Raw genomic sequence first — 18,367 nt, 5'->3', positions numbered from 1 at the left:
GTGCAACGCCAAAAATCGAACTATTGTTGTGGCGGGATGAAGAATGTCGACCGGGTGCGATTCAGGGACATGGAGCCATCGACAATGACTGTCTATGGCGCGGAGCCGGTTGCCGGGCCTTGCGGCGATATCCGGGCATCGGCGAGATCGGGTTCGACAACCAAACCCGACGGACCGTGCCGATCGGTTTTAATCAACCGACGGCTCACTATCTCGTTTCAAGCGGAGACACGACGCACACTTTCGAGCGCGTCAGGAACCGCACTTCGCGGCCATTGTCGAGCGAGAACATGCCGCCGCGGCCCGGCACGACATCGATGATCAGTTCGGTATGTTTCCACACATCATACTGGGAGGCGCTGATATAGACCGGCGCGCCGCCGATATCACCCAGACGGACGTCCTGGTCGCCGATGATGAAGTCCCCTTGCGCGTAGCACATCGGCGACGAGCCGTCGCAACAACCGCCCGACTGATGAAACATGATCGGCCCGTATTCCGCCTGCAGCGTTCGAATGAGATCGAGAGCAGCGATCGTGGCACTGACCTGATTTTGCATGATGCCTCCCCAATGGTGACACTGGCAGCGCCACGCAGACGCCGCCAGCTTTGCAACGTCAGAGTGCTCAGAAGAATCCGAGCTTCTTCGGGCTGTAGCTGACCAGCATGTTCTTGGTCTGCTGATAATGATCCAGCATCTTCAGGTGGTTTTCCCGGCCGATGCCCGACTGCTTGTATCCGCCGAATGCCGCATGCGCGGGATAGGCATGGTAGCAGTTGGTCCAGACACGCCCGGCCTGAATGGCCCGGCCGAAGCGGTAGCAGGTGTTGGCGTCCCGGCTCCATATGCCGGCACCCAGGCCGTAAAGCGTATCGTTGGCAATCGACAGCGCTTCGTCATTGTCCTTGAAGGTGGTGACCGAAACGACCGGACCAAAGATTTCCTCCTGGAAAATACGCATCCGGTTATGGCCCTTGAACACCGTCGGCTTCACATAGAAACCGCCGGCGAGATCGCCGGCCAACGCGTTGCGTTCACCACCAGTCAGCACTTCAGCGCCTTCCTGCTTGCCGATATCGATGTAGGACAGGATTTTCTCGAACTGCTCGCCGGACGCCTGCGCACCGATCATCGTCGCGGGATCAAGCGGGTCACCCTGGACGATTGCCTCGACACGCTTCAGCGCGCGTTCCATGAACTTGTCGTAGATGGATTCATGAATGAGGGCGCGGCTTGGGCAAGTGCAGACCTCGCCCTGATTGAGGGCAAACATGACGAAGCCTTCAATCGCCTTGTCGAAGAAATCGTCATCGTCGGACGTCACATCCTTGAAGAAAATGTTGGGTGACTTGCCGCCCAGCTCCAAGGTCACCGGAATGAGGTTCTGGCTGGCATACTGCATGATCAGGCGGCCGGTTGTCGTCTCGCCGGTAAAGGCAATCTTGGCAATGCGCGGACTGGATGCAAGCGGCTTGCCGGCCTCGAGGCCGAAGCCGTTGACGATGTTCAGAACGCCCGGCGGCAGGAGATCACCGATCAGTTCGGCCAGCACCAGAATGGAAGCCGGTGTCTGTTCCGCCGGCTTCAGCACCACGCAATTGCCGGCGGCCAGTGCCGGTGCGAGTTTCCAGATCGCCATCAGGAGCGGGAAATTCCACGGGATGATCTGGCCGACAACGCCCAGCGGCTCGTGGAAGTGGTAGGCGACGGTATCATGGTCAATCTCGGAAATACTGCCCTCCTGCGCCCGGATCACGCCAGCGAAGTAACGCAGGTGATCAATCGCGAGTGGCAGGTCTGCGGCAGTCGTCTCGCGGATCGGCTTGCCGTTGTCCCAGGTCTCGGCCTGCGCCAGCAGTGTCAGATTGTCCTCCATGACCTGCGCGATCTTGTTGAGGATGACGCTGCGTTCGGCAACGCTGGTACGCCCCCACGCATCCTTGGCCGCATGGGCCGCATCGAGGGCTGCCTCGACATCGCTGGCGTCGGACCGGGCGATTTCGCACAGGACCTGGCCATTCACCGGCGAAGTATTGTCGAAATACCGTCCCGACTTCGGCTCGACAAACTTGCCGCCGATGAAATTGCCGTAGCGCTTCTTGAAATTGGGTCGAATGGTGCGGTTGAATTCTACCTTGTTCATGGTGTTCCTCCCTGTTGCAGGGCCTCCGCGCCGTGAAAACTTCGGAAAGGCCATCTGCACGCTGATTGATACCGCCTCCTGCGGCCCGGAGAGGATCGCGCGCGGAGGTGCGGGTGTCATCCCGCATGAACCATGCGGGCGGGCGCATTGTCTCACTTTTGAGACAATTGCCGGCGGCAATCAGCGAATACGCTGCAGCGTCAGTGAATACCGAGTTTCTTCAACTTGCGATGCAGGGTGGCACGCCCCATACCCATCATCGTGGCGGCAACCGAGATATTGCCGTCGGCTTTGGCAAGCACGCGCTGGATGACGCTGCGCTCGGCGGCAGCAAATTCCTGCTCGACATCCATGCTTTGCCCCAGGAGACTGGCCGCCGGCAGCGGCTTGCTCAAGGACTCATCGGTGAGACCCAGAACATGCCGGACAGTGCGGGAAGCCCCGATGACAAGGTCGTCTTCATCGACGGCAATCAGCGCGCTGGCACTGCGCTCATAGCTCACATCCGGCCCGAGCTTGGCGAGCATGATCCGCGCCTTGGGGAAGGCCAGACGAAAATTTTCCGCTTCCACGCGGCGCGCAGCATCAACGACAGCCATGGCGATCAGTTTGACGAAATCTTCCGTGAGGTCGTGACGCGCGGATGACACGTCAATGGCCGCCATCAGGCGCCCGCAATGGTCGAATATGGGGGCAACGGTGCAGGACAAGGCCGTATTGCGGCTGCGGAAATGCTGATCCCGATGGATCGTTAAAGCCCGCTGTTCGGCCAAGGCGGTTCCAATGCCGTTCGTACCTTCGCGTTCCTCGCTCCACACCGCTCCGGTCCACAGACCGATCTTGCAGAAGGTCGCATCGTCCGAAACGCTGCCGCGGCGGTCAACCGGCACGCCGTCCTTATCCGCCAGCAGCACACAGCATCCGGCACCGCCAACGGCGGAGTAGAGGCGGTCCAGCGTCGCCTGCGCGGTGGTGATCAACGATCCCAGCCGTTCGCGGGCGTCCGTCAGTTCCCGTTCGCTCAAAAAATCCGGCGGTGTCCCCTCTTCCGGATTGAGCCCGTAGAGACGCATGGAACGCCCCCAGGAGGCAACGAGCGCAGATTGCGCAGCAGCGCTTCCCAGAAGGGCGGACTGGATGTGTTCGGCATGCTGACCATCGTACCGCGAAGCCATCGGTCTCCTCCCAAAGTCCAGGCGTTCTGACCCTAGGGTAAGCTAGTTTGCTTTTCGGTCAAGGGTGCGCCATGGCGGGTGAAGCAGCATGCGGCCACACGACCGCGTGCTGCTTTGTTTTCACGCTAGGACAGGTGATGCACCGTCTGAAGACCATAGACCGGTGTCGGGATACCTTCCATGCGGGCCTTCAGCTGGAGCGACAGGTACTGTGAGTAATGGCGTGACTGGTGCAGATTTCCGCCATGGAACCATAGGGCCTGCTGCTGCGTCGGCTTCCACATATTGCGCTGTTCGCCTTCCCATGGTCCCGGGTCCTTCGTGGTGTCCGAACCAAGCCCCCAGCACTTTCCGACCTTGTCGGCGACCTCGCGCGAGATCAGGTCCGCCGCCCAGCCGTTCATCGAGCCGTAACCGGTGGCATAGACAATCAGATCGGCCGGGAGTTCCCGCCCATCGTCCAGCACGATACCGCCTTCATTCAGTTCGCGGATATTGACGCCGCTGATCAGCTTGATCTTGCCGTCGGCGATGAGATCGCAAGCACCGACATCGATGTAATAGCCGGAACCGCGGCGCAGGTATTTCATGAACAGTCCGGACTCATCGTCACCGAAGTCCAGCATGAAGCCAGCCTTTTCCAGCCGCTCGTAGAAGGCCGCGTCCTTCTGACGGATCTTGTCGTAAACCGGCTTCTGGAACTCATGCATGATGCGATAGGGCAGCGAGGCAAAAATCAGATCGGCCTTGCGTGTGGTCATGCCGTTGGCGACGGCGCGCTCGGAATAGAGATCGCCCAGGCCGATTTCCATCAGGGAATCGGATTTGACGATGTGGGTCGACGAGCGCTGCAGCATGGTCACGTCAGCGCCCGCTTCCCACAGCGCTGCGCAGATATCGTGGGCGGAATTGTTGGACCCCACGACCACGACTTTCTTGCCCGCATAGGCTTCAGGGCCGGGGTGCTGGGACGAATGCTGCTGCTCGCCCTTGAATACGTCCATTCCCTTGAATTTCGGCCAGTTGGCTTTGCCGGACATGCCGGTTGCCAGGACAAGCTGTTTCGGACGCAGCGTGATCTCCTTGCCGTCGCGCTCGACGATGACGGTCCATTCACCCCGCGCGTCGTCGTATTGTGCCGATTTGCAAACCGTCGAGCTCCAGTAATTCAGCTCCATCACTTTCGTGTACATCTCGAGCCAGTCGCCGATCTTGTCCTTGGGGGCAAAAACCGGCCAGTTATCGGGGAACGGGATGTAGGGCAGATGGTCGTACCAGACTGGATCGTGCAGGCACAAAGACTTGTAGCGTTTGCGCCAGCTGTCCCCCGGACGCTCGTTCTTTTCGATGATGATGGTTGGTACACCAAGCTGCCGCAGCCGGGCCCCGAGGGCGATCCCGCCCTGTCCGCCGCCAATGATGAGGCAATAGGGCTGGACGGAGTAGCCAAGCTCAGCCGCTTCCGTCTCGCGCTTTTCCTTCCAGCTCTTGCGTCCGGGTTCGCTGCCATGCTGCGCACCCATGGGCCGCAGGAAACCCTTTGGTTCCTCATGTCCCTTCAATTCGGACATGGTGGTCAGCAGCGACCATATGCGGCCGTTCTTGAGGCGGATGTGCCCGTACCCCCGCGCCGCGCCGGTATCAAATTCGATCCAGCCCTGGGTGACACCGTCATCCTCCGTGGCTACTTCGCTCAGATCCTGCCGCAGGTCATGCGGTTTGATGCGCGCCAGCTGTTCGGTCAGCATGGCACGGATCTGATCATGGCCTTCAAGGGTCTTCAGGTTCCATGTGAACGTGACAAGATCACGCCAGTAACAGTCTTCCTGAAACAGGTTGACTGCCGCTTCAATATCGCCATTCGCGAAAGCCTTTTCGAGCTTCCCAAGTACCGTTTCAATCTTTTGGTGGGGGCTGTCGTCAAGCATGAAATCTCCTCCATTCTGCCTGCCAATTGTATGAATTCTGTAAGATCGGATGCGGGCTCCTCCAGCCCGCACGACCTATGATGTCAGATCGATCAAGATCTTCAGATGCTTTCCCGCAGGATCAAGCAGGGTATCGAAACCCTCTGTCACCGCTTCATCCAGGTTGATCCGTTTGGTAACGACCTTGTGTGCAGGCAAGAGACCTGAACTGATCAGTCTGATGACCCGCGGCCAATAATGCGTCGGGTAGGCCCACGATCCGCGGATATCGATATCCTTGAAGGTGACCTGGAACCAGTCGAGCGGATTTTCATGCGGATGAAGCCCCGTTTGTACCACCACGCCCTGCTTGCGGACGGCATCGGTACAGGCTTTCAAAGCGTGTTCATTGCCCACGCATTCAATGGCGACATCGCAACCGACGCCGCCTTCGGTTCTCGACCGGACGATGTCGCCGACCAGCTCGCGCTTCGGGTTGATGGTGATCAAATCCGGCAGGATGCCGACCGCCAGTTCCAGCCGCGTATCGTTGATATCGGAGAGGAACAATTGGGCGGCACCGGCAGCTCGGGCCGCAAGCAGCGTCAACACACCAATCGGTCCCGCCCCGGTCACGAGAACACTGCTTCCAGCTGTCACCCCGCCGCGATCACAGGCATAGACCGCCACGGCGGCGGGTTCGACCAGCGCCGCTTCCTCGTCGGTCATTTCATCCGGGATGCGCTGCACATTGTATTCATTCAGCAGGGCATATTCCGCCATGCCGCCGGACTGCCAGCTCAACCCGGCCAAGGCCAGATTCGTACTCAGATGAAAAAGACCGCGATCGGCAAAATAGTCGCCGGAGCGCCGCATGATCAAAGGCTGGACGGAAACCCGGTCACCCGGTTTGACCGACGTCACCCCCGCGCCGACCGCTTCAACGACACCGCCGAATTCATGCCCCAAAATCTGCGGCCCACTCGCCCCGGTGAACGGATGCGGTTCAACCGGAATAAAGATGGGCCCCGACACATATTCGTGCAGGTCCGTTCCGCAAATACCGACAAACCGGTTGCGGATCAACACCTGCCCGGCCTGCGGCGCCGACGAAGGCGCGTCAATATTTTCAAGACGAAGGTCTTTCGCCGCATGGAAACGCAGTGCTTTCATTCATTCCTCCCGGCCCCGTTTCGCGACAAGGCCTGTCTGTTGTTCGCATCAAGCTTCCCGCATTGCGATCAACGCAAGCAGCTGGTGTGCGAAAGCACTGCAAGGAACGTGCCAGCAGCCGGAGTTTCCTCTATCTGACTGACTTTCAAATGTTTTTATGACGAAGGAAGAATTGGCGACAGCGCGGCTGTTGCAATTCGCCACAGCTGTGGCGCAACGCTCTGCAACAGTTGCAACACCTGGGCAGGCCTGACATCAATGCGCTGCCTTTTGGCGGACGCGGCGCAGCTGCCTGTGTACGGTTGAACGGTCGACACCAAGCAGGCGCGCCGCAGCGGAAATGTTTCCGTCCGTTGCCGCCAGAGCTTCCGTCAACCGGGAATGTTCATCATGCTGTTCACGGCCTGCGCTGACCGGATGATTTTGGGCCTGTCGCTGGACGTGCTCGGGAAGATCCGTCAGGTCTACACACCCGTTTTCACAGAGTGCCGCCGCAACATCAAGAACATTGAAAAGTTCGCGGATATTGCCCGGCCAATTGTGCCGCCGCAGCGCCAACTGCGCTTCGGCGGAAACGACCGGAGCCGAACCCGTATCCGCCGTGCATTTCTTCAGGATTTCCGCGAGCAGCCAATCAAAATCGCTGCGGTTCCGCAGCGCCGGCAGTGACAGGGTGGCGGCGTTCAGGCGATAGAACAGGTCCTGGCGGAATGTGCCGTTGCGCACGAGTTCGGCAAGGTCGCGGTGGGATGCGGAGAGAATGCGTACATTGACCGGTTTGGCCCGCGATGCGCCGAGAGGCAAAACCTCGCCTTCGGCCAGCACCCGCAGAAGCCGGCTTTGCAGCGCCAAAGGCATGTCACCGATTTCATCGAGAAACAGCGTGCCACCATCGGCTTCCTCGACAAGCCCCTTGCGCCCCTTCGCCAAAGCTCCTGTGAAGGCACCCGGCGCATAACCGAACAGCTCGCTCTCGATAAGCTGCTCCGGCATAGCAGCACAATTGACGGCAATAAAGCGTCCGCTGGCACCACTGCTGTCATGGATGGCGCGCGCCAGATATTCCTTGCCTGTACCGGTTTCGCCCTGGATCAGAATCGGCAACGACTTGCCGGCAAGCTTTGCCGCCTTTGTCTGCAGCCCAGCCAGATGCGGATCGCCGCCGCTCAACCGGCGCAGCGAGGCGGGGATGCGCTCCTGAACAATCGGTGCACCGCGCGATGGGTAGTGCGGTTCTATCGCATGCGCAAACAGAACATTGCCGTCCCGCGCGAACACCAGCCGGTCTTCGGACGGCCTCGTGCGGGTAAGATTGCCGAGATCGTCGACATCCATATCGAAAAAACGCGATATGGATTGCCCGATCAGATTCGCCGGCTGCCGCCAATCGAGCCCGGACGCGCGCGCCATGATCTTTGCGCCGTCGTGGGTCATGCCGATAATTCGCCCCGCACCGTCGATCGAGATCGCCGCTTCCGGATCGACGTCGAGAAATTCAGGAGAGCGCGAAAAACGCAACACCCACTCATTGCGCGTCTGGGCCATGAGATTGGCAAGCTCGATCCGCCGCGCCGTAGCCGTTACCAGGTGCAGCGCCAAGTTCTGGCTCGTCTTGATTTGCGGCGAACGCAACAGCGAAATATCAAGCACGGCCGAAAGCTGCCCCTGTGCGTCATAGATGGGCGCGGCGGTGCAGGTCAGCGGTGTATGGGTATTGTCAAAATGATCGGTCTGATGAATCGTCAACGGCTCGCCTGTCTCCAGGCAGGAGCCAACGGCACAGGTGCCTGCCCGCGCCTCCGACCATTCCGAACCGAGATAAAGACCCGCCTTGCGCAGATTGTTGTCGAACAGCGGATCGCCGAGGAATTCAACAGTGATCCCGTCGCGATCGGAAAGAAGCAGCACATAGTTCTGACCGGCAACATGACGAAACAGGTTTTCAAGTCCCGACCGCGCGATTGAAATCAACTGCTCCGACTGCTGCCGATGCTCGCGCAACTGGGTTTCGGGAACGATGTAGGCCTCGCATGCCTGTGCCGGGTCCAGCCTGTGCTGCTTGATGCAGCGCAACCAGGATTCAACCACGGTTTCATCACGGTTGGTCGAGCCTCCCAGACTCACCGTCTCGATTTCGCGAATATGGTCCGAATGCAGCGACATGAGATTTTGCCATGCGCCTCCCAGCGCACCGCTCTCCCTTCTTCAGCCAGACCAGTCTGCACGAGTTGGACCAATTGTAAATGCGCAGGGACTTCACAACTCCACGCAACCATAAGTCACAGTGCTGCGCCGCGGCCGGGATACCCCCGACCTATCCCGCACGGCGGTCCGCCAAAATGTCCGCGAGGAAATTCTGAACGTGGCCGAGCACCTGCATGCGATCGTGCGAAATACCGGGAACAAGATCGAATTTCACGGATACACCGGCACCTTCAAAGGAGCGCCGAAGAGATGACAGCCGTTCGGGCCGCGTGCGCCCCGCATCGTTTGCCCCCGGCATCCAGTTTGTACTGCCCTCCGGAATGGTGATTTCCCATGTTTCCAGATCGGCATCGCCGACGACCATATGCATGGGGATACGGGCCAGCGCCTCCCGGTCGAAGGTGATGCCAAACCGTTCCTGCAGATTGCGGATACCCACCCACCAGTCCTTGTCCGGATCAAGCAGGGTCACCGAACCGGGGGCGCCGATTGAGGCGGCCCAAAGTTTTTGCGGATGCAGTATGGCAAAGCGATGGGTGAAGTGACCGCCTCCGGAGAACCCGAACATGGCGAATGTGTCCCAATTCTGCCGGTATTTTGCGGCGACCTCCGCAACCATGTCCAGAAGAAGCAGATCGTAGCGGATATCGCCCTCGATCATGAACTTGTAGCCGCTGCGCGCATCATCGCCCAGGACGCCGACGGGAAAAACCGGGCAAAGAATGGCGCAGTCGTTCCACCGGCCGAATTCGGCAAAGCCATCGCGAAAATCAAGAAACGATGTGCGTCCCGTGCCGTGAACGGCCACCAGAAGATCCACCGTCCCGCCCTCGCCGACGATGGGAGGCACGTAGAGGCAATAATGAAACCGGGGATCGGATTTGCAGGCAAAAATGGCCGTGCGGCCAAGATCATAGATCGCTTGCGCCCGGCTTTCGGATGATGGTGACATGCTATTCCTCGCTACAATGATTCAAGACCGGCCACCGGCTGATTTCCTGCCAACCTCGTCAAAACGCCATCCCAGTTCGACGCCGCCATTGTCGGTGCTGAACAGAGCGGGAATGGCCTGGAGCAGTTTGCGGGTATAGTCCTGCTGGGGATTGTCGAAGATCGCATCACGGCTGCCCTCTTCGACGATGACACCGTTGTTCATGACGATGACCCGGTCGGCGATCTGCTCGACCACGGCCAGATCATGGCTGATGAACAGGCACGAGAAGCCGTGCTTTCGCTGCAGCTCGGCAAACAGCTTGAGCACCTGCGCGCGGACGGTCACATCCAGTGCCGAAACCGGCTCGTCGGCGATGACGAATTGCGGCCGCCTGACAACGGCGCGGGCAATGGCCACGCGTTGCCGCTGGCCGCCGGACAGCTGGTGCGGGAAACGCGCAGCAAACGCCGAAGACAGGCCCACTTCGTCAAGAACTTCCGCGACACGCGCGCTCTTTTCTTTGCTCGTCAGTTCCGTCGAATGGCGAAGTGCCTCCCCGATCAGGCTGCCAATCGTCATGCGCGGATCAAGCGACGAGTAAGGGTCTTGAAACACCATCTGACAATTGAGCCGATACTCCGCGTAGTCGGCCGCCGATGTCTGGACCGACTTGCCGTTGAAAAGGATTTTGCCATCCGTCGGTTCGATCAATCCGGCGATGGTGCGCCCCAAGGTGGTCTTGCCCGACCCCGATCCGCCGACCACCGCCACAACCTCTCCGGGCATAACGCTCAGGCTGACGCCGCTCAGGGCACGCTTGGGCTGCCCCTTGCGCAACAGGCTGCGGCGCGCCGCAAAGTCGACGATGAGGCGATCGACCGTGATCCGCGCCACCGGCGAGACCTTAACGGCCCTTGCGGGCATGCGGTGCGGCAGGGCGGAAAGCAGTTTGCGCGTATAGGGATGCTTCGGCGCACGCAGCAGATCCCGGGTATCCCCCTGCTCGACGATTTCGCCCTGCGACATGACCACAACGCGGTCCGAATATTTTGCCACCATCGCCAGATCGTGGCTGATCATGAGAACCGCCGTGTTGTTCTCGCGTGTGAGGTCAACCATCAGTTCGAGCACATCGCGCTGGACCACAGCATCCAATGCCGTGGTTGGCTCGTCGGCAATCAGCAAGGCCGGTTTGAGCAGCATCACGGCAGCCAGCATGATGCGCTGGCGCATGCCGCCGGAAAAATGATGCGGCATGGCTGCAAGTGCCGTCTGCGGGTCATTCAAGCCAACCCGGGCCAGCATGTCGACAATCAGCCGGTGGCGCTCCCGTCCCGTCAGCCGCCGGTGCAGCCGCAGCCCCTCTTCCAGCTGACGGCCGATCGTCATCGATGGATTGAGCGATGTCATCGGCTCCTGGAAAACCATGCCAATCCGGGCGCCACGCAACGCCTGCAGCGCGCGCTTTTGCATGCTGCCGATTTCCCGTCCTTCGAAACATATCGTTCCGGCGGTACGTTGCACCGCTGGCGGATTGAGGGCAATGACGGCACGGGCAGCCATCGACTTTCCCGAACCGGACTCGCCGACAATTCCGACGATTTCACCCGCTTTGACATTGAAACTGATGGTCTTGAGTATCTGAATTCCCGTTCGTGCCACCTCAAGGGAAAGGCCGCGCACATCGAGCAGTGGTGTGTTCTCCTGCATCGTCAGCCCCTCATCCTTGGATCGAGTTTGTCACGCAGCGCATCGCCGAGAAGATTGATCCCGAGCAGGGTCAGCGAGATGCAGAGACCGGGAAATATGGCCAGCCACACCGCCTGGGATATGAAGGGACGCCCGCTCGCAAGCATGTTGCCCCATGTCGGCGCGGGCGGCGGCACGCCGAGGCCGAGGAAGCTGAGCGCGCTTTCGGCAAGCAGCACCCAGCCGAACATCGACGTGGCGAGGACCGTAAGCGGTGCGACACAGTTGGGCAGGATGTGGCGGCCCATCGTATAGGCGTTCGAGTTGCCCATGACACGCGAGGCTTCGATGAACTCCCGCTCGCGCAGTGACAGGACGTTGCCGCGGACAATCCGCACGACAGTAGGGGTATAGGCGAGGCCAAGCGCCAGAATGATGCCATACTTGTTCGCTCCTACAATCGCGAGCAGCCCGAGCGCCAAGAGGATGCCCGGGAAGGCGAGCAGCGCGTCATTGAAGGTCATGACGATGCGATCGACCCAGCCGCGGAAATAGCCCGTCAATATCCCGATCAGGGTGCCGGCGGTGACGGCGAGCGCCACGGTAAGCAGGCTTATCCAGAAACTGGTCGCCGCACCGGCCAGCAACCGGCTGAGCACATCGCGGCCGAACTCATCCGTCCCCAGCCAGTGGGCGGCGCTTGGCCCGGCAAGTTTGAGCTTGAAGTTGAGGCCGAGCGGATCATAGGGCGTCCATACCGCTCCCATGAATGCCCCGGCCAGCAATGTTCCGATCAGTGCGCTTCCAAGGAGCGCATTGGGAGCGAGATTTCTCATTCGGCAGTCACCCTCGGATCGAATAGGGGATAGAGCAGATCGACAATGAGGTTTACCAGCACGTACACCGTTGCAATGAGCAGAAGGCAGCCCTGGATCACCGGATAGTCCCTGGCGAAAATGGCATCGACAAGCAAACGTCCGAGACCGGGTATGGTGAACACCGTTTCAACCACGGCGATACCGCCGAGCAGATTGCCGAGGACGATGCCGATCAGGGTCCAGGTCGGGCCAAAGGCATTCTTGAACGCGTGCCGCCAGAGGACCGCGGATTCCGACAGGCCCTTGGCCCGGGCGTGGGTGATGTAATCCAGCTGCATGACTTCCAGCGTCGAGGCGCGCGCCATGCGCAGGATCACGCCAATCTCATGCAGGAAGAGCGTTACCACCGGCAGGACGATATAGAGCAATCCCTGCGGAAGGTTCTGGGACATGGAGACATAACCCAGCACCGGTAGCCAGCCCAGCTTCAGCCCGAAAAACAGCAGCAGGAGCAGCCCCATCCAGAATGCCGGGATGGAGAGCAGGATGGTCGCACCACCAACCAGCGCCACGTCCGTCATGCTGTTTTGCCGCCAGGCGGCGATCATCCCCGCCGGTACGGCAACGATACTCGCCAGGAAAACTGCGATCAGGACGATTTCTGCACTGATGCGCAAACGCGCCAATATCAGCGGCAGAACCTCCTGCTGGTTGGTGATCGACCGGCCAAAGTCGCCATGCATTATATTGCCGAGCCAGATTGCGAACTGGGCCGGAATGCTTTGGTCGAGCCCCAGTCTGGCGCGCAGGTCCGCAAGACTTGCCGGATCCGCCAGGTCACCCAGCATCAGCGATGCCGGATCACCAGGAATGAGGCGGATGAGAAAGAACACGGACACCGCCACGATGAACAATGTCGGGATCGCAGTGCCAACGCGGGTAATGGCGAACTTCAGCATGCTGACCTCTCGGGCTTACGGGAACACAGCGTCTACTGTTCGAGACCGAGTTCCCAAAGCCGGAGTTTTGCCTGCCAGACAGGCGTGCCCTTCAAGCGCTTGCTGTTGACGGTTTCACCCGTGCCATTACAGTAAATGATCAAGGGAACATCATGCAGCAGCTTTTTGTGAAGCTCATCGAAGATGGCCTGCCGCTGCGCCTGATCGGATACTTCCATGGCTTTGGCGATCAGCCCCAGCGCCTCCGGATTGTCCCAGACTTTCCGCGGCTGTTTGTCCTTGGGCCCGGAGAACTGCTCGAAACTCAGAGCCGGATCGAGACGCGCGGAATAGGAGAAGGACATCATCTGGTATTTGCCGGAATTGTAGCGGTCGAGCTGGGTTGACCAGTCGAGGACCTCAATGCGGGCGTTGATGCCGACGGCCTGAAGCATGGCCTGTGCCACCACCGCCGCATCGAAACTCGGTGCGGTGGGACGCTTGTTGGCGATAATATTGATTTCCTCGCCCTTGTAGCCGGCCTTGGCGAGCAGGTCCGCCACCTTTGCCGGATCAGGGGCAAAGGCTTCTTTCTGGATATCGCTGTAGTAGCGCGAGCCGGGGAAGATCGCGGAATTGTTGGGACGGCCGGTTCCGTTGGTCGCCTGCGCGACGAGGGTGGGAAGATCGAGCGCCGCGGCGATGGCTTGCCGCATCTCCACCTTGGAAAGCAGCGGATCTTTGGTCTGCATCAGGAACGTATGCTTGGAGGCTTCCGCTCCCGTCGTTACGGTGAAATTCGCATTGGCTGAAAACTCTGGAATGTCGGTGCTCAGAACCGATGCGACATCCAGCGCGCCGGACAATAGACCGGCTTTCACCGTGGCCGGATCCGGTACGACTAGGAATTTGATTTCCTTGATCAGCGGGCGCTTGGAGCCGACATAGCCATCGGCCTTCTCTCCGCCCGGCGAAACATAGTTTTCAAAGGCGTCGAGGGTGATGTATTCCCCGTGCTTCCAGTTGCCGAACTTATATGGCCCGGTGCCGATAGGCTTGTCCCAGCTGCCATCGGCCTTGACCGATGCCTTCTGCAGGACGGCGGTCATCCCGCAATCCGTGCGCGCCAGCGTATCGAGAAAAATCGCGCTCGGGTGATTGATCTTCATGACCACGGTTTGCGGATCAGGTGTCGTGACGGCGTCCACCTTGAGGCCATTGCGGCCGTCAAATTCCGGCAGGCAGCGCCACTCGGTCTTGGGGTCCATGTAACGGGTCCAGCTCCACAGCACGTCGGCAGCGGTCAATGGCTCTCCGTTGTGAAAGGTAACGCCGGACCTGAGCTTGAACGTGTAGGTCAGCCCATCCGGCGAAAGCTCGAAGCTCTGTGCAAGCAGCGGCCCGACGGAGCCGTCTTCTTTATAGCCGACGAGACCCTCGACCGTGTGCAGCACCACCGCATCCGTATAGTCGTCGCGGTTGACGCCGGGATTGGAGCTGCGAATGTCAGCCGGAATTGCCGCGGTAATCGACTGGGCGGCGGCAGGTGCCGCGATCAGCCCCAATGCCAATGACATCAAAATAGCATTCTTCATATTCTGAACCCCATTATTCATTCAGGCTTAGGTGCCCGTTGGTTGAAGAAGGAAAGATTTCCGCCGCTTAAGCGGCCACGACTTGAACCGGGTCCGACCGAAGGCTGTAACGGGTGAAGTTGCGGTTGATGGCCGGCAGGCAGGCAACCTCCATGGTGCCGCTGGCGGGATGCATGATGACCATGGCAACCGTGGCCGAAAGGTTCCCTTCGGTGTTCAATCTCGGCGGCCTGCAAACGGCATAGGGCGTCAGAAAGTCATCGAAGAACGCGCGCTTCATATCGGCAATGCCGAGTTTTTCCCCGGCTTCCTCCAGTATCTTGCGCACGCGCCAGTCACGGTACGGGCTTTCCGGCACATGCGGCAGGCCCGTGTCCCGGAGTTTCGAAAGCGCCACGGGGCTCACCCAATGGTTGGCGTGAACAACCAACCCATTGGCCGGCAATATATGGAATACCTCATCCGGTGCGCACTCAAGGTCGATGGCAAAACCCGCGCCGGTCGAGAGGATCATGTTGTTGGAGCAGGCCTTCGGCGTTCCCGCCACCGCCCGCATCGCAAGGGCGAAATGCGCCTGCTCCAATGCCTTGCGCCGGATCAGTGCCAGCGGGACGCCCTGTTGCCGGTAGTCGCGGTCGGATTCAAGATAGTTTGCAGTGATGCAGACGCCGGCGCTGTTCATGCCGTTCCGCGCAAGACCGCCCGCTTCGACGAATGTCAGGAAATCCGGGCCGTCCTCCTGCAAAACCCGCAAGACAATGGCCGTCTCGGCGCACTCGGTCTTCCAGTCCCAGTTCTGGCCGTGAATAAGAGTGCCGTCCAGGCTTCTCTCGGGAAGAATGACCGCTCCGGTGCATCCATCATCGATCTCATCTTCCTCGTCCAGCGGAGCGTTCTTTTCCAGACGCGCCTTGGCGATGACTTCGGTGCGCGCATTGATCATGACGATATCGTCGAAAGCAACGCCAGCGCCCTCGGCGATGCCACGCATCTCCTCGATGTAGTGCGCACCGAAATTCGCGATTTCCCCCGCAAACTCCTCGATAAGCCGCGTCTTTTCGGATGCGCTGTAGCCCAGCTTGGCAAGCTGGTCGCCATACAGCGCAACGCTTTTTTTCACGCGCTCGGGCACCGCAGCACCGTATTGGCGCCCACGCTCAAACGGCGTCCCGGAGACGGTTACGAAGGGAAAGGATGTCGGATAGGAACTCATCGCTGCGCCTTATAGTGTATTTTGTTTAATTTACGTACACTTTAATACGTAATGATTGCGTGTCAATTGGCTTTTATGCAAAAATAAGCCGCATAGGATATGGAGCCAGGATTGACCGTCAGTGACCTGCAAATAGAAATCGCCCGCCAGATCGTTTCCTTGGCCTCGTCGGAGCGCTGGCCTGTCGGGGAGCGCGTGTCAGATTTTGCGTTGGCCAGAAGGCTGGGGGTCTCACGATCGCCGATCCGCTCGGCCCTTGCTCTGCTGGCGAGCCGCGGCGTTCTGGCCCATGCGCCCGGCCGGGGCTATGTCCTGGCTCTCCTGCCTGATGGCAACGGTGATATCGATGGTATCGCGCCCCCATCGGAGCTGGAAGACATCCACAAACGGCTGATGGCTGACCGGGCGACGGGCGCAATACCGATGGAGGTATCAGAGACGCTGCTGGCGGAGCGTTACAGCTCAACACGCGGAACCATTCGCAAAGTCCTGCTGCGGTTTGCCGCCGAAGGCCTGGTCCAGCGTCAGAGGGGCCACGGCTGGGCTTTTGCCGAAAGCCTCGATACCGACCAAGTGGAGGAGGAAAGCTATCAGTTCCGCATGATTCTGGAATGCGGCGCCCTGCGGCATCCGGGCTTCAAGGTGGACAAGGACCATCTTGCTTCCATCCGCGCCGCGCAGGCGGATATCATGCGCATCCCGCCCGCATCGGTTCAGCGCGATCAGTGGTTCAACGTCAATGCGTCGTTCCACGAAGCCCTGGCGGTCTGGTCGGGCAATCGCTTTCTCGTTCAGGCCGTTCGCCAGCAAAACAGCCTGCGGCGCATTACCGAGTACGCCTATTTCGAAAGACTCCCGCACGAACGCATCCGTCAGGTCTGCATCGAACACATTGCCATTCTCGACGCCCTGTCCGAGAACGACGTGATCTTTGCCGAGGCCCTTTTGCGCCGTCACATCGAAGGCGCAAGCCGCTATGAGGTGGAATGACCGGATGCTGGACTTACTAGTCTCGAGTCATAATCAACCCGTTTCTGCCGTGATTCCCAAAAAAACAACCATAACTAGAAATAAAGACTTCAGACGATAGAAACTGCCGACATATTCGCGTATTGCAGACAGCGATAAATATGTGCGGGGGTGCATCCAATGAATGAAGCCATTCGGGAACTTTTGGCTAAGGTAGGCGGTTTGCCGGTCGCGGTCGATCAGATCAGCGATGAAGAAGACTTATACAATGCGGGGTTGTCCTCGTTCGCCTCTGTCCAGCTGATGCTGGGCATCGAGGACACATTCGATATTGAGTTTTCGGACCAGTTCCTCAACCGCAAATCCTTTGCCAGCATCAAGGCCATCGAACGGACAGTGGAAGCGATCCTCAAGAACAATGAGGACGCCTGATGAACGCCGGCGCCGGTAACAGTCTGCAGCTGCGCGCGTCGCGCGTTGCCGCCATCGCCGCCCAGTTCGCCGACAATGTTGATACCGAAGCACGCTTTCCGCGCGAAGCCATCAATGCGATGAAGGCCGAGCATCTGCTTGGTATCCAAGTTCCCACCGATCTTGGCGGCGAAGCGGCGCAGGTCGAGCAGATTGCGGAAATATGTTCCATTATCGGACAGTCCTGTGCTGCCAGCGCGATGATTTTCGCGATGCACCACATCAAGCTGTCGAGCTTGGTCGAACATGGCAAATCCGCCGAATGGCACCGGGCCTTCATGCGCCGGGTTGCAGCCGAACAGCTGCTGCTGGCCTCTGCAACCACCGAAGGCGGCATTGGCGGGGATTTGCGCAACAGCATATGCGCCATCGAAATTGACGGCGATACCTGCCGCCTCGAAAAGAATGCGACAGTCATTTCCTACGGCACCGAAGCCGATGCGATCCTGATCACGTCCCGCTCGAGCGCGGAGGCCGCATCTTCCGACCAGGTCATGACTGTCTTTGTCAGGGATCAGTACACACTGGAGAAGACAAACGGCTGGGATACCCTCGGCATGCGCGGCACCTGCTCGGAAGGCTTCGTTTTCCGGGGAACCGGCAGCACGGAACAGATCCTGCCCCACCCTTTCGCGGAAATCGCGGCGCAGTCCATGCTGGCCATGGCACATCTCCTCTGGAGCGCGCTCTGGTACGGCATTGCGGTCGATGCCGTAACCCGGGCCCAGTCCTTCGTCAGGGCGGCGGCCAAGCGCATGCCCGGCGTTCAGCAGCCGGGAGCATTGCGTGTCGCCGAAGCGTCGAACATGCTGCAGATGCTGAAGTCCGAAATCGTCGCCTGCCTCAATACCTACCGGCATGCCAAAGACGACAGCGACAAGCTCGCCTCGATGGGCTTTGCTATTACGATGAACAACCTCAAGGTCGGCGCGTCGCAATCCATTCTGCAGATCATCAATCATGCCATGCTCGTCTGCGGCATCATGGGTTACAAGAACGGAACACCCTACAGCCTCGGCCGGCATTTGCGCGATGCCAATTCGGCACAGCTCATGGTCTCCAATGAGCGCATTCTTGGCAACACGGCCACGATGCTGCTCATCCATAAACAGAACACCAGTCTCTTGGGGTAACAC

15 protein-coding genes are annotated in these 18,367 nt (G+C 59.6%); 3 read left to right on the top strand and 12 right to left on the bottom strand.

Annotated features, from left to right (window positions below):
- Positions 1 to 208: 208 nt before the first annotated feature.
- From ACIQWS_RS22395 to ACIQWS_RS22340, 12 genes are all read right to left on the bottom strand, one after another.
- On the bottom strand, positions 209 to 559 hold the full coding sequence (locus tag ACIQWS_RS22395; protein ID WP_403184444.1) for a DUF779 domain-containing protein: 351 nt from the start codon (positions 557 to 559) through the stop codon (positions 209 to 211).
- A gap of 67 nt (positions 560 to 626) precedes the next feature.
- Positions 627 to 2,144: an aldehyde dehydrogenase gene (gene adh, locus ACIQWS_RS22390; protein ID WP_346306428.1), complete on the bottom strand. Its 1,518-nt coding sequence runs from the start codon at positions 2,142 to 2,144 to the stop codon at positions 627 to 629.
- Between the two features lie 200 nt (positions 2,145 to 2,344).
- Positions 2,345 to 3,319, bottom strand: a complete 975-nt coding sequence (locus ACIQWS_RS22385; RefSeq protein ID WP_346306427.1) for a GAF domain-containing protein — start codon at positions 3,317 to 3,319, stop codon at positions 2,345 to 2,347.
- Between the two features lie 125 nt (positions 3,320 to 3,444).
- Positions 3,445 to 5,247, bottom strand: a complete 1,803-nt coding sequence (locus ACIQWS_RS22380) for an NAD(P)/FAD-dependent oxidoreductase (protein ID WP_346306426.1) — start codon at positions 5,245 to 5,247, stop codon at positions 3,445 to 3,447.
- Positions 5,248 to 5,322: 75 nt separating this feature from the next.
- Positions 5,323 to 6,399 (bottom strand): 2,3-butanediol dehydrogenase, encoded by a 1,077-nt coding sequence (locus ACIQWS_RS22375; RefSeq protein ID WP_403184440.1) that lies wholly within the window; start codon positions 6,397 to 6,399, stop codon positions 5,323 to 5,325.
- Positions 6,400 to 6,654: 255 nt separating this feature from the next.
- Positions 6,655 to 8,562 carry a sigma-54-dependent Fis family transcriptional regulator gene (locus ACIQWS_RS22370; protein WP_403184438.1) on the bottom strand — a complete coding sequence of 636 codons (1,908 nt, stop codon included), beginning with the start codon at positions 8,560 to 8,562 and terminating at the stop codon, positions 6,655 to 6,657.
- Between the two features lie 151 nt (positions 8,563 to 8,713).
- Entirely contained in the window at positions 8,714 to 9,556 is an 843-nt protein-coding gene (locus ACIQWS_RS22365; RefSeq protein ID WP_346306423.1) for an alpha/beta hydrolase, read from the bottom strand.
- A gap of 21 nt (positions 9,557 to 9,577) precedes the next feature.
- Positions 9,578 to 11,248 (bottom strand): dipeptide ABC transporter ATP-binding protein, encoded by a 1,671-nt coding sequence (locus ACIQWS_RS22360; RefSeq protein WP_403184436.1) that lies wholly within the window; start codon positions 11,246 to 11,248, stop codon positions 9,578 to 9,580.
- A gap of 2 nt (positions 11,249 to 11,250) precedes the next feature.
- The gene (locus tag ACIQWS_RS22355) at positions 11,251 to 12,063 is read right to left on the bottom strand and encodes an ABC transporter permease (RefSeq protein ID WP_223615261.1); all 813 of its coding nucleotides are present in this window, start codon (positions 12,061 to 12,063) and stop codon (positions 11,251 to 11,253) included.
- A complete protein-coding gene (locus tag ACIQWS_RS22350; protein WP_346306421.1) occupies positions 12,060 to 13,004 on the bottom strand; it encodes an ABC transporter permease in 945 nt (314 codons plus the stop codon). The genes ACIQWS_RS22355 and ACIQWS_RS22350 overlap by 4 nt, the downstream gene beginning before the upstream one ends.
- Before the next feature lie 32 nt (positions 13,005 to 13,036).
- Positions 13,037 to 14,578 carry an ABC transporter substrate-binding protein gene (locus tag ACIQWS_RS22345; protein WP_403184433.1) on the bottom strand — a complete coding sequence of 514 codons (1,542 nt, stop codon included), beginning with the start codon at positions 14,576 to 14,578 and terminating at the stop codon, positions 13,037 to 13,039.
- Positions 14,579 to 14,645: 67 nt separating this feature from the next.
- Positions 14,646 to 15,791, bottom strand: a complete 1,146-nt coding sequence (locus ACIQWS_RS22340; RefSeq protein WP_346306419.1) for a C45 family peptidase — start codon at positions 15,789 to 15,791, stop codon at positions 14,646 to 14,648.
- A gap of 111 nt (positions 15,792 to 15,902) precedes the next feature.
- Here ACIQWS_RS22340 and ACIQWS_RS22335 point away from each other — a divergent pair, with 111 nt between their 5' ends.
- The 3 genes from ACIQWS_RS22335 (at position 15,903) to ACIQWS_RS22325 (ending at position 18,364) form a co-directional block, all read left to right on the top strand.
- A complete protein-coding gene (locus ACIQWS_RS22335) occupies positions 15,903 to 16,781 on the top strand; it encodes a GntR family transcriptional regulator (RefSeq protein ID WP_223615265.1) in 879 nt (292 codons plus the stop codon).
- A 159-nt stretch (positions 16,782 to 16,940) separates the two neighbouring features.
- The gene (locus ACIQWS_RS22330) at positions 16,941 to 17,192 is read left to right on the top strand and encodes an acyl carrier protein (RefSeq protein ID WP_223615266.1); all 252 of its coding nucleotides are present in this window, start codon (positions 16,941 to 16,943) and stop codon (positions 17,190 to 17,192) included.
- Positions 17,192 to 18,364: an acyl-CoA dehydrogenase family protein gene (locus ACIQWS_RS22325; protein ID WP_403184429.1), complete on the top strand. Its 1,173-nt coding sequence runs from the start codon at positions 17,192 to 17,194 to the stop codon at positions 18,362 to 18,364. The genes ACIQWS_RS22330 and ACIQWS_RS22325 overlap by 1 nt, the downstream gene beginning before the upstream one ends.
- The last annotated feature ends 3 nt before the right edge of the window (positions 18,365 to 18,367 follow it).

This window comes from Phyllobacterium sp. NPDC097923 (genome assembly GCF_044760925.1).
Lineage (GTDB): Bacteria > Pseudomonadota > Alphaproteobacteria > Rhizobiales > Rhizobiaceae > Phyllobacterium > Phyllobacterium calauticae.
The sequence above is the reverse complement of the archived record's forward strand: the minus strand, read 5'-3'. Positions and strand labels throughout refer to the sequence as shown.